At 67.5% G+C, this 14,500-nt stretch carries 16 protein-coding genes and 1 tRNA gene; 3 read left to right on the top strand and 14 right to left on the bottom strand.

Annotated elements, in window-relative coordinates:
• Positions 1–7: 7 nt before the first annotated feature.
• The 6 genes from G6N66_RS11710 to G6N66_RS11730 form a co-directional block, all read right to left on the bottom strand.
• A complete protein-coding gene (locus tag G6N66_RS11710) occupies positions 8–1,462 on the bottom strand; it encodes a cytochrome ubiquinol oxidase subunit I (RefSeq protein ID WP_085235158.1) in 1,455 nt (484 codons plus the stop codon).
• Positions 1,463–1,524: 62 nt separating this feature from the next.
• Positions 1,525–2,100 (bottom strand): HdeD family acid-resistance protein, encoded by a 576-nt coding sequence (locus G6N66_RS11715; protein ID WP_085235159.1) that lies wholly within the window; start codon positions 2,098–2,100, stop codon positions 1,525–1,527.
• 2 nt (positions 2,101–2,102) lie between these two features.
• Entirely contained in the window at positions 2,103–3,434 is a 1,332-nt protein-coding gene (locus tag G6N66_RS11720; RefSeq protein WP_085235162.1) for an adenylate/guanylate cyclase domain-containing protein, read from the bottom strand.
• Between the two features lie 130 nt (positions 3,435–3,564).
• The gene (locus tag G6N66_RS30395) at positions 3,565–4,563 is read right to left on the bottom strand and encodes a hypothetical protein (protein ID WP_408632893.1); all 999 of its coding nucleotides are present in this window, start codon (positions 4,561–4,563) and stop codon (positions 3,565–3,567) included.
• A complete protein-coding gene (locus G6N66_RS11725; RefSeq protein ID WP_163645823.1) occupies positions 4,560–6,389 on the bottom strand; it encodes a PE family protein in 1,830 nt (609 codons plus the stop codon). Before G6N66_RS11725 ends, G6N66_RS30395 begins: the two co-directional genes overlap by 4 nt.
• Before the next feature lie 248 nt (positions 6,390–6,637).
• Positions 6,638–7,084, bottom strand: a complete 447-nt coding sequence (locus tag G6N66_RS11730) for a hypothetical protein (RefSeq protein ID WP_085234304.1) — start codon at positions 7,082–7,084, stop codon at positions 6,638–6,640.
• Positions 7,085–7,444: 360 nt separating this feature from the next.
• Here G6N66_RS11730 and G6N66_RS11735 point away from each other — a divergent pair, with 360 nt between their 5' ends.
• The gene (locus G6N66_RS11735; protein ID WP_085234303.1) at positions 7,445–8,170 is read left to right on the top strand and encodes a hypothetical protein; all 726 of its coding nucleotides are present in this window, start codon (positions 7,445–7,447) and stop codon (positions 8,168–8,170) included.
• Between the two features lie 45 nt (positions 8,171–8,215).
• Here the strand turns inward: G6N66_RS11735 and G6N66_RS11740 are convergent, their stop codons facing one another.
• The 6 genes from G6N66_RS11740 to G6N66_RS11765 form a co-directional block, all read right to left on the bottom strand.
• Positions 8,216–8,476 (bottom strand): hypothetical protein, encoded by a 261-nt coding sequence (locus G6N66_RS11740; RefSeq protein ID WP_085234302.1) that lies wholly within the window; start codon positions 8,474–8,476, stop codon positions 8,216–8,218.
• Positions 8,473–9,204: a RelA/SpoT domain-containing protein gene (locus tag G6N66_RS11745; protein WP_085234301.1), complete on the bottom strand. Its 732-nt coding sequence runs from the start codon at positions 9,202–9,204 to the stop codon at positions 8,473–8,475. Before G6N66_RS11745 ends, G6N66_RS11740 begins: the two co-directional genes overlap by 4 nt.
• 1 nt (position 9,205) lies before the next feature.
• Positions 9,206–9,520, bottom strand: a complete 315-nt coding sequence (locus G6N66_RS11750) for a hypothetical protein (RefSeq protein ID WP_085234300.1) — start codon at positions 9,518–9,520, stop codon at positions 9,206–9,208.
• A complete protein-coding gene (locus tag G6N66_RS11755) occupies positions 9,517–10,230 on the bottom strand; it encodes a hypothetical protein (protein WP_085234299.1) in 714 nt (237 codons plus the stop codon). The genes G6N66_RS11750 and G6N66_RS11755 overlap by 4 nt, the downstream gene beginning before the upstream one ends.
• A gap of 76 nt (positions 10,231–10,306) precedes the next feature.
• Positions 10,307–10,534 (bottom strand): hypothetical protein, encoded by a 228-nt coding sequence (locus G6N66_RS11760; protein WP_085234298.1) that lies wholly within the window; start codon positions 10,532–10,534, stop codon positions 10,307–10,309.
• 124 nt (positions 10,535–10,658) lie between these two features.
• Complete coding sequence (locus G6N66_RS11765; protein WP_085234297.1) at positions 10,659–10,895, bottom strand: helix-turn-helix transcriptional regulator; 237 nt, start codon at positions 10,893–10,895, stop codon at positions 10,659–10,661.
• A 208-nt stretch (positions 10,896–11,103) separates the two neighbouring features.
• On the opposite strand from G6N66_RS11765, the gene G6N66_RS11770 reads away from it, so the two are divergent.
• Entirely contained in the window at positions 11,104–12,312 is a 1,209-nt protein-coding gene (locus G6N66_RS11770) for a tyrosine-type recombinase/integrase (protein ID WP_085234296.1), read from the top strand.
• A gap of 74 nt (positions 12,313–12,386) precedes the next feature.
• Here the strand turns inward: G6N66_RS11770 and G6N66_RS11775 are convergent.
• Positions 12,387–12,463: transfer RNA gene (locus G6N66_RS11775), tRNA-Leu, on the bottom strand.
• 124 nt (positions 12,464–12,587) lie between these two features.
• Between G6N66_RS11775 and G6N66_RS11780 the strand changes: the two genes are divergently transcribed.
• Entirely contained in the window at positions 12,588–13,211 is a 624-nt protein-coding gene (locus G6N66_RS11780; RefSeq protein WP_085234295.1) for an ANTAR domain-containing response regulator, read from the top strand.
• Positions 13,212–13,289: 78 nt separating this feature from the next.
• On the opposite strand, the gene G6N66_RS11785 is transcribed toward G6N66_RS11780, so the two are convergent.
• On the bottom strand, positions 13,290–14,492 hold the full coding sequence (locus tag G6N66_RS11785) for a lipid-transfer protein (protein ID WP_085234315.1): 1,203 nt from the start codon (positions 14,490–14,492) through the stop codon (positions 13,290–13,292).
• Between the last annotated feature and the right edge of the window lie 8 nt (positions 14,493–14,500).

Genomic DNA, 14,500 nt, shown 5'->3' on the forward strand with positions numbered 1-14,500 from the left:
CTTACCCTCAGTAGGCGAACGACAGCGGCGCCACCTCGTCGTCGCCGGGTTTCGGCGGCGCGGCGGGTTCCGCGTCGTGCTCTAGCGGGCCTTCGACGATGTAGTGCCGCTGCAGCCAGAACCAGATGACCGCGAGCACCGCGTAGACAAGGGTGAACGTCGCCAGGGAGGTGATCACCATGGCCGGCGCATGGTGTGAGACCCCCTCGCGGACGGTGAGCCGGACCAGCTGATCACCGGTCGGGTTCGGCACCACGATCCAGGGCTGGCGGCCCATTTCGGTGAATATCCACCCGGCGCTGTTGGCCAGGAACGGCATCGGAATACTCAGCAGCGCGAACCAGGAGAACCATCGCTGGGTGGGGGTCCGGCCGCGGCGGGTGAACCACAGCGTGGTCAGCGCGAACAGCACCGGAATCGCCAGAAAGCCGATCATCGCCCGGAACGACCAGTAGGTGACAAACAGGTTGGGCCGGTAGTCATTTGGCCCGAATTTGTATTGGTAGTCGCGCTGCAGATCACGCACGCCCTGCAGCGTCACACCGCTGAATCGGCTTTCGGCGAGGAACGGCAGCACGTAGGGCACCTCGAGCACGCGGGTGATGCTTTCGCAATTGTTGTGCGTCCCCACCGTCAAGATGGAGAAGTCCGGATCGGTTGCGGTGTCGCACAACGACTCCGCCGATGCCATCTTCATGGGCTGCTGAACGAACATCAGCTTGCCCTGGGCGTCGCCGGTGAAGAACAGGCCCACGGCGGCGATCAGTGCGACCCAGCAGCCGAGGATGGCCGCCGGGCGGTACATGGCGGGGCCATCGGGGTCGCCGGCCTTGTGGCATCGCACCAGCCACCACGCGCTGACGGCGGCGACGAACGTTCCCGCGGTCAGCAGCGAACCGCTAACGGCGTGTGAAAACGCCGCTCGGGCAGTGTTATTGGTCAGCAGGGCGCCGATGCTCTGCAGTTCGGCACGCCGCGTCGCCGGATTGTAGTGCGCGCCGACCGGGTGCTGCATGAAGGAGTTGGCCGCGATGATGAAGAACGCCGACGCGTTGACCCCGAGCGCGACGATCCAAATGCAGGCCAGATGAATCAGTTTCGGCAGCCGGCCCCAGCCGAAAATCCACAACCCGATGAACGTGGATTCGAAGAAAAAGGCGAACAGACCTTCCATCGCCAGCGGCGCGCCGAAGATGTCCCCGACGAACCGCGAGTACTCGCTCCAGTTCATCCCGAACTGAAACTCCTGCACGATCCCGGTCGCCACGCCGATCGCAAAGTTGATCAGGAACAGCTTGCCGAAGAACTTGGTCAGTCGGTACCACGCGGTCTTGCCGGTGGCCACCCACACCGACTGCATGATCGCCAGCAGGGGAGCCAGGCCGATGGTGAGCGGCACGAAGATGAAGTGGTAGACGGTGGTGATACCGAACTGCCACCGTGAAATGTCGACGACACTCATCTGTCATCTCCCGGGACGGCGAATGGTCTACGACGCAGTGTAGTAGTTCGCTCTCGCGGCCGCTAGCCCTGCGGGTCCGTGGCCCGGAGCTGCTTGGATGCGCGGTAGATGCCGAACGAGGCGACGAATTCCAACGCACCGATCACCACGAACGCGATGCCGACGACGAGCGCCAGGGTGAGAAGCGTCTCGAGCGGCGACGCCATCACCACGATGCCGGCGATCAGGCTGATCACCCCGACGGCAATCGACCAGACCCGTCCGGGCAGGTCCGGATCGCTGATGGCGGAAACGGTGGTGGCGACCCCGCGAAAGATGAACCCCACGCCGACCCAGATGGCCAGCAACACCACCGCGTATCCCTGACCGAAATGACGGAATGCCAGCACGGCGAGGATGAGAGATGCTGCGCCGCTGACGAACAGCAGCACGCGACTTCCCGCCGAGACGTGCAGGCTGAACGCGAACATGACCTGCGCGGCGCCCGTCGTCACCAGGTAGAGGCCGAACGCGACGGCGGCGATCAGCACGGATATTCCCGGCCACGCCAGTACCACGATGCCCAGAATCAGCGACAGCATGCCCGATGCCAGCGTGGATTTCCACAAATGCGGCAACCAGGCGGGGGTCGACTCCATGCTCAGACGTGGGCCGTGCGTGGGTCTTCGGCGAGCTGGTCGTCGGTGACCTCGATCGCCTTGCGGCCGATGAGATACCACGTGCGCATGATGCCCTTGCCCTTGACCTCGATGCGCCCGCGCTCCTGCAGCACGAAGTCGTCCTTGAGGCGTTGGTACACATCCTCGGGCACTTGGATGCGTCCCACCGAGTCGGTGGATTCCATCCGGGACGCGACGTTGACCGCGTCACCCCACACGTCGTAGAAGAACCGACGCGAACCCACGACGCCCGCGACCACCGGGCCGCAGGCCATGCCCACCCGCAACGGGACGGGCAGCCCGTGCGGATCCTTCAATCCCCTTGCGACAGCGGCCATCTCGATGGCAAAGTCCGCCAGGGCCACGACATGGTCGGGTCGCGGCCGTGGAACTCCGCTGACCACCATGTAGGAGTCGCCGCTGACCTTGATCTTTTCCAGGCCGTGCTTGTCGACCAGCGCGTCGAAGGCGCCGTACAGCTTGTCGAGGAATCGCACCAGATCAGCCGGCGCGGTGCCACTGGCGCGTTCGGTGAAGCCGACGATGTCGGCGAACAGGACCGAGGCTTCGTCGTATTTGTCGGCGATGAGGCTGCGCTCGCCCGGGTCGTGTTCTTTGAGCCGATCGGCGATGCTGGCCGGCAACATGTTGGCCAGCAGGGCTTCCGAGCGGTCGTACTGGGCTTCCATGACCGCCTCGGCGCGCGCGGTGTCGCGCAGCGCGAACCACACGGTGACGACGATCATCAAGCAGGAGGAAACCGTGGTAACCACGAAAAACGCGGAGAGGGTCCAGTCCGGCTGCAGCCCGGTGTTGCGCGGGACCAAAAATTCCAGCGCCATGATCGCCCCGACCGCGACGGCCGCCAGTCCCGCCGCCAACACGATGTGCTCGGTGCCCAGCAGCAACACCACCAGACAGGTACTCACCAGGAAGAAGAATTCGCCGCCGTTGCCGGTGCCGACGTCCCAGGTGCTGGCGAAGATCGAAACGTAGGCCGCGCTGACGAACGTCAGCGGCGCGACCAGATCGCCGAAGCGGTGCAGCCGCGGGACAAACGCGAAGATCGCCGCCGAGGCAAGATTGATCGAGCTGATCTGCCAGGACCAGGTATCGGTGAGGATCTGCATCAGCAAGAAGCTCATGCTCACCATGACCGCGAGCCAGGCGACGATGGTGAGCACGCGGTGCCGCCGCGCCAGCGTCTCGGCGTAGTGCTGGTTCCGGTCGCGGGACTGTTCGCGCACGGCGGCGACGCAGTCTGGCCGGCCCGGGTCCGCTGCTGATGAGGCACCGCATTTGTTAGCGCCCACGATCAAAGCCTAGCCGCTGGATCTGACTGGGAGAACGCATCGACGGGCTGCTGGTGTTTGCTCCAATCCGCGCCAGGGCCGGGCGGGCCTGCCTGGCTGGTTCAGGACCGTTGGGACACAACGCAAGTCGTTAGCCGGACTGGCCGGATTGGCCGGCGGCGCCGTCACCGGTAGCGCCGGTCCCGCCGGCACCGCCGGGGCCGCCGGGACCGCCGGCGCCGATCAGGCCGGGGGTGCCGCCGTCTCCGCCGTCTGCGCCGTCGCCGCCCTGGCCGGTCGGGGAGTCGCCGCCGGCCCCGCCGGCACCACCGCCACCGCCGTTACCGAGTGCGGTCGAGGGGCCGCCCGCGCGGCCCGCCCCGCCGGCGCCACCGGTGTCCCCGACCAGGGGTTCGCCGCCGGAGACGGTCCCGGAGTCGCCACCGGCGCCGCCTGCTCCGCCATGACCGCCGCGGCCGATCGAGGCGGTCCCGCCGACCCCGCCGGCGCCCCCGGCGCCGCCGACGTCGCCCGTGGAGATGGTGCTGTCGGTGACGGTTCCGGCGGTCCCGCCGCTCCCGCCGGCCCCGCCGGCCCCGCCGTTGCCGAGCACGACTCCGGCGCCGCCGATGCCGCCGGCCCCGCCGGCCCCGCCGATGTCGCCGGTATTCACGGTGCTGCCGGTGACGGCCCCGCCGGCCCCGCCCGCGCCGCCGTGACCGCCGGCGCCGCCGTTACCGGTGTCCGAGCAGAGGCCGCCGGTGCCGCCGGCCCCGCCGGCCCCGCCGTGGTCGCCGTTGACGACGCTGCTTAGTCCGGTCACGGCCCCGCCGGCCCCGCCGTCACCGCCGGCCCCGCCGTTGCCGCCGTTGCCGATGAACCCGGCAATGGCGCCGGCGCCGCCGGCCCCGCCCGCCCCGCCGTTGTCGCCGGTGGACACGGTGCTCGATCCGCTCACGGCCCCGCCGGCCCCGCCATTGCCACCGGCACCGCCATTGCCCCCGTTCGCGAAATATCCCGACGAGCTGCCCGCCCCGCCGGCACCACCGGCCCCGCCATTGTCGCCGACGGTGACGGCGCTGGATGCGCTGACGGCCCCGCCGTCGCCGCCGTCGCCGCCGTTGCCACCGTTGCCGCTGGTGCCGATCATGCCGCCGGCGCCGCCCGCGCCGCCCGTCCCGCCGTTGTCGCCGCTGGTGACGGTGCTGCCGGTGAGCGCCCCGCCGTCGCCGCCGTTGCCGCCGTTGCCGCCGTTGCCGCCTTTGCCGGCCACGATGGTCCCGCCGTCGCCGCCGGCGCCGCCGTTGTCGCCGGAGTGCACGGCGCTGTCGGTGACGGACCCGGCCGCGCCGCCGGCCCCGCCGTTGCCGCCGTGGCTCGCGGTGCCGCCGAAGCTGCTGGCGCCGCCGGTGCCGGTGCCGCCGTCCCCTCCGTCGCCGCCGTTGTCGCCGTTGTCGACGGTGCTGGATGCGCTGACGGCCCCCGCGTTGCCGCCGTTGCCGCCCGCGCCGCCGTTGCCGCCGCTGCCGACGTAGGCGGCGATGTTGCCGGCGCCGCCGTCCCCGCCGGCCCGCCGTTGTCGCCGGTGGCGATGTTGGAGCCGCCGGTGACCGCCCCGGCGTCGCCACCGGCACCGCCGGCCCCGCCGTTGCCGCCGTTGCCGACGAAACCGCCCAGGCTGGCGGCGCCGCCGGCGCCGCCAGCCCCGCCGGTGTCACCGGTTTGGACGGTGCTGTTGGTGACGGTGCCCGCGGCGCCGCCGTTGCCGCCAGCCCCGCCGTGGCCGCCGTTGCCGAACAAACCGGCGAGGTTGCCGGCGCCGCCGTTGCCGCCGGCGCCGCCGGTGTCGCCGGAGTAGATGGTGCTGTCGGTGACCGCCCCCGCGGCGCCGCCGGCCCCGCCGGCCCCGCCGTTGCCACCCTGACCGACGAAGGTCGGGCCGCCGGCCCCGCCGGCGCCGCCGGCTCCACCGATGTCCCCGGAGTAGACGGTGCCGTTGGTGACGGCCCCGGCGGCGCCGCCGTCACCGCCGGCCCCGCCGGCCCCGGCGTTGCCGCCCAGCCCGCCCGCCCAGCCGCCGGCCCCGCCGTTGCCGCCGGCCCCGCCGATGTCGCCGGAGATGACTATGCCGCCGTTGATCGCCCCGCCACCGCCACCGGCACCGCCGGCGCCACCGGCTCCGCCATCGCCGAGTACGTGCCCGGCGTTGCCGCCAGCGCCGCCGTTGCCGCCGGCCCCGCCGTTGCCGCCGGCGACGGTTGCGTCTCCGCCGGCCCCGCCGGAACCGCCGGCACCCCCGTTGCCGAAGAAGCCTGCGGACCCGCCGGCCCCGCCGGCTCCGCCGGCCGCGCCGTCGGTGCTGTCACCGCCGGATCCGCCGGCCCCGCCGTTGCCGTACAGCAATCCGCCGGCACCGCCACGACCGCCGGCGCCGCCGGTGGCCCCGGCCCCGCCGGCCCCACCGTTGCCGATCAGTCCGGCGGCTCCGCCGGACCCTCCCTGTCCGGCCGCGTCGGTCGCGCCGGCCCCGCCGTTACCGAACAGGATTCCGCCGGCACCGCCATTGGCTTGCGCCAACGTGCCGCCGGCTACCCCGTCGGCACCGTTACCGATCAACGGCCGCCCCACCAATGCTTGCGTTGGCGCATTAATTGCGTTGAGTAAACCATGTTCGACGGCCTGCAGAGGGGAGGCGTTGGTGGCCTCGGTCAGTGCGTACTGCCCGGCGCCGGCGCTGAGCAGTTGTACGAATCGGCTGTGAAACTCCGCGGCGTGGGCGCTGATCGCCTGATAAGCCTGCGCGTGCGACCCGAACAGCGTGGCCACCGCCGCCGACACCTCGTCGGCGCCGGCCGCCACCAACCCGGTCGTCGCCGGCGCGGCGACGGCGTGGGCCGACCTGAGCGTCGAGCCGAGATCCGCCAAATCCGTTGTGGCTGCGGCCATCGCGTCCGAAGCGGCGATCACGAACGACATTCCGTACCTCCGACCGGCACATCACGACCCGGCGGACGCGTGGCGCGGTCGTCGAGCCCTGTCGAAAACGCTCCAAAGCCTAGCGCGATCGCGGTGGCATAAATCCGGATTTGCTCATATCCGGGCGGCGTTGAGCCGGCGTGGCCGTCGGGTGTGCCGGTGCCGCCCGGACCACCCGCGCCCGTACGAGCGGCGTATTAAGCGTTGTGCTGCATAGGTTTCCGTACGCGCACCCCGCGTGCGGCGGGTTAGGCCGGCCGCAACTGGATCTTGTCGGTCACCTGGTAGCCCGCCGGGTCGCCGCATTCCGCTGTGTTCGCGGTGGTCTGGACCGTGCCGGCCAACGTGTTGGGGTCCCACGTGTAGTGCGCGGAGAGCGCGTTGGGAACCTCTTTGCCGTCCGGGCACATCGCGGTCTCATTGGTGATATCGAGAACCCATTGCCCGCCCACCAAGTGCGCCTGCCCGAAAGCCTTGACACCTTTGCGGGCTACCGATTCGCATCCGTCACCGCAGGGCGTGAAGTACCAATCGTCGGTCGCGGATCGGCCATTGTCGGCGGTTTCGGTTTCGATGTAGTGGCCCCTCATTTCGGGGGCGCTGGACGCGGGAGCAGCTGCCCCGACACCGACACCGGCGCCGACACCGAGTGCGGCGAACGCGGCGGCTGCGGCAAAACTTCGTGCGACTTTCATCTTTGACCCCTCCTGGCCAGTCGGGAACTCGCAAGCGCTGGTCTACCAGCCGGCGATGGCGAGGCCAAAGAACTTCAGGTGAACGATTGTGGAGGTTCACGTGGTGCCCTCGGTGGGATTCGAACTCTAATCGCGCGTTGCCGATGACCTCGAACGATGGGCGAATATCCCTGTCTAGCTGCGGCAATACGATTAACTGAGGTGAACGCAGATTAGCGGCGGTGAGCGAAGAATGTAGTCAGAATGTAGTCACGTCGATCAGACGTTCGGCGGAGATAGAGGTCGAGTCGACCGAGGGGGCAAGGTCAAAGGGCGATAGACGTTCGCCCCGCGCGACTCTGCGAGGTAGTTTCGAACGCCATGGGCGATGCGTCGAGCCGGCTCGAACAGCTTGAGCAGACGCGCGCCGCGGTCGAGGCCCGAAGAGACGCCGAAGCGCGTGCATTTGAACCCGCCGAAACGCCCGAGGCGCTGATCTTGCGCGTCATCGGAGGGTGGGAAAACCTCCTCGGCGAGGTGAACTTCACCCGATTTCACGCCGCTGGCCACGGTGCCGGTCCTCTTAAACCGGAGGAATTGCCGAAGGCCATGCGCGCGGTGGCCGACGCGGCGCGAGTCCGGTGGCCTCACGAGCTATGGTCTGCTACCGCGGCGAAAGCCAAGCAGGCCCGCCATCAATTGGCTCACATGCTATACATCCTTTCGGTCACGGGTGACATGCCGAATCGGACGATCAACATCGTGCGCCTAGGCGCGCCGGGGGCCCCGCGCAAGGCCGCAGATGGTACGCCTGGCGAACTGTCCTGGCGCGATGAGACTTGGTCGAGCCAAACGAGACACGTTGCGCCGATTCAAGAGCAAACCCTCATTGAGGCCCTTAAAGGGATGAAGTCAATGATCGATTGCTGTCGTGGGCTTCTCCGAATTCGGGACATCCTCGCGGATGAGAGTGCCGACCTATCCGACGATAAGGTGATCGATCCCTTCATGTGGCAGGTCAACTGGTGGTTGCCAGAGTGGGGCGACCCAAAGACGACGTCGCTTACCGTTGGCCACATCCGCCTGGGGCCGGGCGAGTCGAACTAACGACATGGCTGCACTAACCTGAAATCAGGCGCGCAGGCCAAGGGGTTAGATGCCTGCGAAGTACTTCGAAACTGCAACCGTGCCATCGAAGTAATTCGCGTGGGTAACCTTCACGGTTTCCAGCGAGTCTGAGCCGATCAGCACGATTTCGATCGAGTCCGACTCCTTCTTCATCTGCGCACGTTCTAGCCGGGCATACTCAGCCATCGCGCTCTTGGCGTCCGTGCCGAACTCTTTGAGGTCGACCAGCTGGGCGCGGTTGTGGTCGAACACGAGCAAGAAGTGCTTGAGCTGCGATGCAGTCATCGATTGACTCCTTGCAGATAGGGTTGGGCGGCGTCTCTCAGTGTATATACCCGATGTAAAAGCTCTGGGCCCACGGTTTGGCCGTGTTCTTCGAGCGCCATTGCCTCCGACACTGCCGCAAACCAGTCCCGCACCGGTGGTGGTCCCCCGCCAGCTTTGATATCGAGTCCGAACCGAGATGTGACGCTCTCGACAGTGTAGGCCCACTCGTGCTGGACCTGTGTGCGCAACTGCACTTCAATCAGCCGGCCGTGGTATCGGACGATCACATGGACAGCTCGATATCCGTCCGGTTTCGGCTGGTCAACGTAGTCTTTGGTCCTGACCGTCACAGTTTCGCCCTTGTAGCGGGATTGGACGCGCCGAACTTCATCCAGGCTTCGGAGAACGGCGCGGCAGCCGCCGATGTCGTGCATCCGCCCGAGATTCATGCGGGGCTCACGACGGAGTTTGTCAATGATCGTCGGAATGCGTTTCAACCGCTGGGAGACCTCGATATCTGCACAGCCCATCGTCGCAACGCGTGACCGCAGCCCCATCGTTGCAGCGCCGAGGGGGCGCGCATGCGCTGCGCGCCACGCTTCCAGCGTGTCCAATGCGGCGAAGATCTGCTCGGGTGTGATCTCGACCGCGCCAGAGACCTTGATCCGATTTCCGCTCACCCGCAGGTTGCGCAAGACGTCACCAGCGCGGTTCACCGCGGAGACGCTCGGCACGGACGCAGGCACGTCAGGGAACGCTACCGCCGCGCACTGACATTGGCGTGGCGGCAATGACCGACCACGCCGCCGAGACCATCACCCGGGACACCTGGTGCGCTGGCTGTGCGGTCTGCGCCCGCCGCTGGTGATGTCCTGAACGGCGGACGGCCCGTCGATGCACAGCCCGTGCGGCCAGATAGGTCTCGATCGCTCCGAGGCCGCCTGACGCGACCGCCAGGCCCTGGCCGTCGTGCAGCGTGATCACGTGGCCGCGTTGGCTCATTCGCAAGCCCAGGCGCTTGGCGCGCTGACGGGCCTGGCGGGCTCGGTTGGTACCGGTCATCGCCGCACCGCCGCGGCGCTGGGGCTGTCCCGGCTGATTGCGCTAAGGGCAGTGACCGACAGGCCGGCCGGGTCAACGATGTAGTCGTTCCCCACCTGGGCCAGCAGGTGCTCGGGCTCGACTACGGCGGCAAAAATCTGCCCAAACTCCCGATAGCCAACGGGACCGCGGCGGGCGAATCGGCGTGCTGCGCTAAAGTCGCAGGTCCAATTCATCGAGCAAGGCGTGTACCAGCTCTCGACGATCTCGCCATATGGGTCAGCCGGCAGGCCGCGCCAATCCACCCCGACCAGGTTCCCGCGGGTGTTGATGCCGATGAACGCAGGGACACAGCCGCGCCACAACGCGATCGGTTCGTGAGGCCGGGCGGCGTGCTCACGGTCGACGGTGTATCCGTTGGCGCGGAACAGTTCAACCCACCGGCGTCGGTCGAGCTTGGACTCGGCATACTCCCACGATGACCACGCCGCGACAACAGCCCCCGCCATAGTGGGCCACGCCAGATCAATCGTGCGGTCTGCCACCAGGTTGTCGAGTAGCAACGGAGCATCGGTCTTGACCGCGTGGCTGCACTCGTCAAACACGTTGCGGGTCATGGCGTCTCCGTCGTAGTGATAGTTGTCGGCGTCCTCGTAGAGGCCGGCTGGCCAATCGGGCCAGGTCCATCGACGATGCTTGATTGCGGGTAGCTGAAATACGGACGCGGACATGGTTACTCCGTTCGGGTTGAGGGGGTTGAGGGGTTGAGGGGTGGAGGGGGATGGAGAACCACCGGTGAGGGGTCGACTATTTGGACTTGTCGTCCTGCCAACTGAGGTTGTCCTCCAGCACGACCCGGAGGCAGTTGGCGATCAGCTCTACGACTATGGGACGCGATTCCGGGTCATCAACGATCTGCCCGGCGAGTTCGTGGAGCGGCGGTGCGTGGAATGGCGAGTGTTGTTGGCTTATCAAGTCGTCAATGAGCCGCCGAAACGCGGCCGTGATGATGCGTTTGTCCTCGGGATCAGGCACCGGGGTTAGCCTTGCCATTGTGTAATTTCCTCCTGTTGTTGAGTGGGTTGGGATTGCATCGATGGCGGTCCCGCTCGGTGCTAGAGACACCGGGGCTACGGGGCCGCCGTTTCGTTCGTGGCCGCTATGGCGATTTAGTGTTGGCGTCGAGGTAGTCGCGAATGTCGCGGACCCGATAGCGGATTCGCCGACCGTCGCGAATGAACCTGGGCCCGGTGCCTTTGTGCCGTTCCTGCGCAAGCACGGCAACAGTGGTCCCGCGATACTCGGCCAACTGCTGCGGCGTCAGCAGCTCGTCAAGATCGACTGCGCGTGCGGACGCGGCACTTAGAGATTGATTGGGATTGGCGGCAGTGGTCATCTATCTCCTGCTCCTTGCCGGTCGGATATCTCGGATACCTACCGGGCCGGTGCAGTCCACGCCTCTGCCGCGAACGTTAACACGAAATTGATGACTACTGAAGTAGACTCACGACAATTCACAGGCTGAATACGATTGCGAGTCAACCTATTTGCCTTCATTCTGAGGCATTGTGCATCACTGTGCCAGGCACGGTTAGGGGTTTGCGATGGCGAGCATCACCAAGTACAGAACGGCGTCGGGCCTCGAGAAATGGCGCGTCCAGTACTGGACGCCGGAAAACAAATTGACCGGCGCACGCGGCTTTACCACTAAGCGCGAGGCCGAGATCTACGCCGCGACCGTCACCGTCAGCAAGGCCCGCGGGGAGTACATCGATCCGGCCGACGCGCGTGTGACGGTAGGCGACCTCGGACCGGGCTGGCTGGCGCGGCGCAGCCATCTCAAGCCCTCGACGCGCCGGCGCGAAGAAATCGCGTGGCGGGTGCACGTCGAGCCGCGCTGGGGCCGCGTCAAACTCGCCGATATCCGGCACAGCGCCGTCCAGTCATGGGTCGCCCAGATGGGACGCGAGGTCACCGACGCGGACGGCGAAGTCACTAAGCGCGCCAGCGGAGCCGTCAGCGTGCGTGCGGCTTTCGACGTGCTGGCCAAGATCGTCGATGAAGCGGTACGCGACCGCCGGCTGATGACCAATCCGGCGCGTGGCGTGAAGCTGCCGCGCAAAGTAAAACGGGAGCACCGCTATTTGACCGACACCCAAGTGTGGGACCTAGCGGGCCAGGCCGGACCGGACAAGGGCGTCATCGTCCTGGTGCTCGCCTACTGCGGGCTGCGCTGGGGCGAGCTGGCCGGGCTGCACGTCGCCGATATCGACACTCTGCGCCGGCGCATCCACGTACGGCGCAACGCGGTCAACGTCGGCGGCGTGATCGAAGTCGGAACGCCCAAGACGCACGAACGGCGGTCGATCCCGTTTCCGCGGTTTCTAGTCGAGCCGTTGGCCGCAGCCTGCCAAGGCAAGGGTCGCGACGGCATTGTGTTCCCGGCTACCGATGGCACCTACGCGAAGTCGCCAGGGGCAAACACATGGTTTTCTGGCGCGGTGGGGCGGTGTGTCGCTGCCGCTGATGCCGCTCGCGAGGCTGAGCGCAAGGCGCAGCGTGCCGGCCATGAACCGATGGCAGCGGCATTCCCGCACATCACTCCGCACGATCTGCGTCACACCGCCGCGTCGCTGGCCGTTTCGGCAGGCGCGAATGTCAAAGCGGTACAGAAGATGCTGGGGCACAAGTCCGCGGTGATGACTTTGGACACCTATGCCGACCTGTTCGACAAGGACGCCGAAGCGGTGGCCGACGCGCACGACGCGCGCCTAGCAGGGGTCGTCTTCCCCGTAAATGTAGTCAGAATGTAGTCACGGGCGTCGGTGGGGACGCAATTCATCGGTCCCGCTAAGCCTCTGACCTGCAATGACATTCGGCATTGGCGTGGTGCCCTCGGTGGGATTCGAACCCACACTGGACGGGTTTTGAGTCCGTTTCCTCTGCCAGTTGGGATACGAGGGCGTGTGCGGTTGAGGTGCGGCCACCCAACCTTAGAGCAGCCTCCCACCATAGAGGATGGGCCGGGGCCGTCGCTTCGGACGCCCCGACGTTCCTGGTCACAGCCGCCCACGACACAATATCCGTCATGACAGGCCTCACGACTGACGCCGACGCCAAACCGGCGCGCCGAGTCCTCATCGCCGAAGACGAAGCGCTGATCAGGATGGATCTGGCCGAGATGCTGCGGGACGAGGGTTACGACATCGTCGGGGAGGCCGGCGACGGTCAGGAGGCCGTCGAACTGGCCGAGCAGCACAAGCCCGATCTGGTGATCATGGACGTCAAGATGCCGCGCCGCGACGGAATCGACGCCGCGTCGGAGATCGCCAGCAAACGCATCGCGCCGATCGTGGTGCTGACCGCCTTCAGCCAGCGCGACCTCGTCGAGCGGGCACGCGACGCCGGCGCGATGGCGTATCTGGTGAAGCCGTTCACCGTCAGCGATCTGATCCCGGCCATCGAACTGGCCGTCAGCCGGTTCGCCGAGATCACCGAGCTGGAACACGAGGTCGCGACGTTGGCGGATCGGCTGGAGACCCGCAAGATCGTCGAGCGGGCCAAGGGCCTGCTACAGGTCAAACAGGGCATGACCGAGCCCGAGGCGTTCAAGTGGATTCAACGCGCCGCCATGGACCGGCGGACCAGCATGAAGCGGGTCGCCGAAGTCGTGCTGGAAACGCTCGGGGACGCGCCCAAAGAGGACGGTTAAGCGCATCGAGACTGCGGTCAGATCGAAGTTCCCGCGGTTTTCACGCTCTGGGCGCAGTTTCGGCGAGGGGGCGCAAAGCTAGCGCGCGACGATCACCGACGAGCCGTGGCCGAACAGGCCCTGGTTGGCGGTGACGCCGACGGTCGCCCCCTCCACCTGCCGGCCGGTGGCCTGCCCGCGCAGCTGCCAGGTCAGCTCGCAGACCTGCGCGATCGCCTGCGCCGGGATCGCCTCGCCGAAGCACGCCAGTCCGCCGGAGGGGTTGACCGGCACGCGACCGCCGATCGCCGTCGCGCCGCTGCGCAGCAACTGCTCGGCCTCGCCCTTGGCGCACAGCCCCAAATGCTCATACCAGTCCAGCTCCAAGGCGGTCGACAGGTCGTAGACCTCGGCCAGGCTCAGGTCTTCGGGCCCGATGCCGGCCTCGGCGTAGGCCGCATCCAGGATCTGGTCCTTGAACACCCGATCGGGCCCGGGCACCACCGCGGTGGAATCCGTTGCGATGTCCGGCAATTCGGGCAGGTGTTGCGGGTACTGCGGTGTCACCGTGCTCACCGCGCGCACCGACGGCACGCCCTCGAGCGAGCCCAGGTGCTTGCGGGCGAACTCCGCGCTGGCCACGATCAACGCCGCCGCCCCATCGGAGGTGGCGCAGATGTCCAGCTGCCGCAGCGGGTCGGAAACCACCGGGCTGGCCAGCACGTCCTCGACCGAGGATTCCTTGCGGTAGCGGGCATTTGGGTTCTGCAGGCCGTGCCGCGAGTTCTTCACCTTCACCGCGGCGAAGTCCTCCGACGTCGCGCCGTAGAGGTCCATCCGCCGGCGCGCCAGCAGCGCGAAGTACACCGGATTCATCGCGCCGATGAGGTGGAAGCGCTGCCAGTCGGGGTCGTTCTTGCGTTCGCCGCCGACGGGGGCGAACGCGCCCTTCGGGGTGGTGTCCGCACCGACTACCAACGCCACGTCGCAGAACCCGGCCAGGATGTGGGCGCGCGCGCTCTGCAACGCCTGCGAGCCGCTGGCACACGCGGCGTAGCTGGAGCTGACCGGCACACCGTTCCAGCCGAGCTTCTGCGCGAACGTCGATCCGGCGATGAAACCCGGATAGCCGTTGCGGATGGTGTCCGCGCCGGCGACCAACTGGATCTGCCGCCAATCCAGGCCGGCCTCGGCCAGCGCGGCGCGCGCGGCGACGACACCGTATTCGGTGAAGTCCCGGCCCCACTTGCCCCACGGGTGCATGCCGGCGCCGAGGATGTACAGCGGTTCGGGTGCGGTCATGACGCTCG

The organism is Mycobacterium conspicuum (assembly GCF_010730195.1).
Classification (GTDB): domain Bacteria; phylum Actinomycetota; class Actinomycetes; order Mycobacteriales; family Mycobacteriaceae; genus Mycobacterium; species Mycobacterium conspicuum.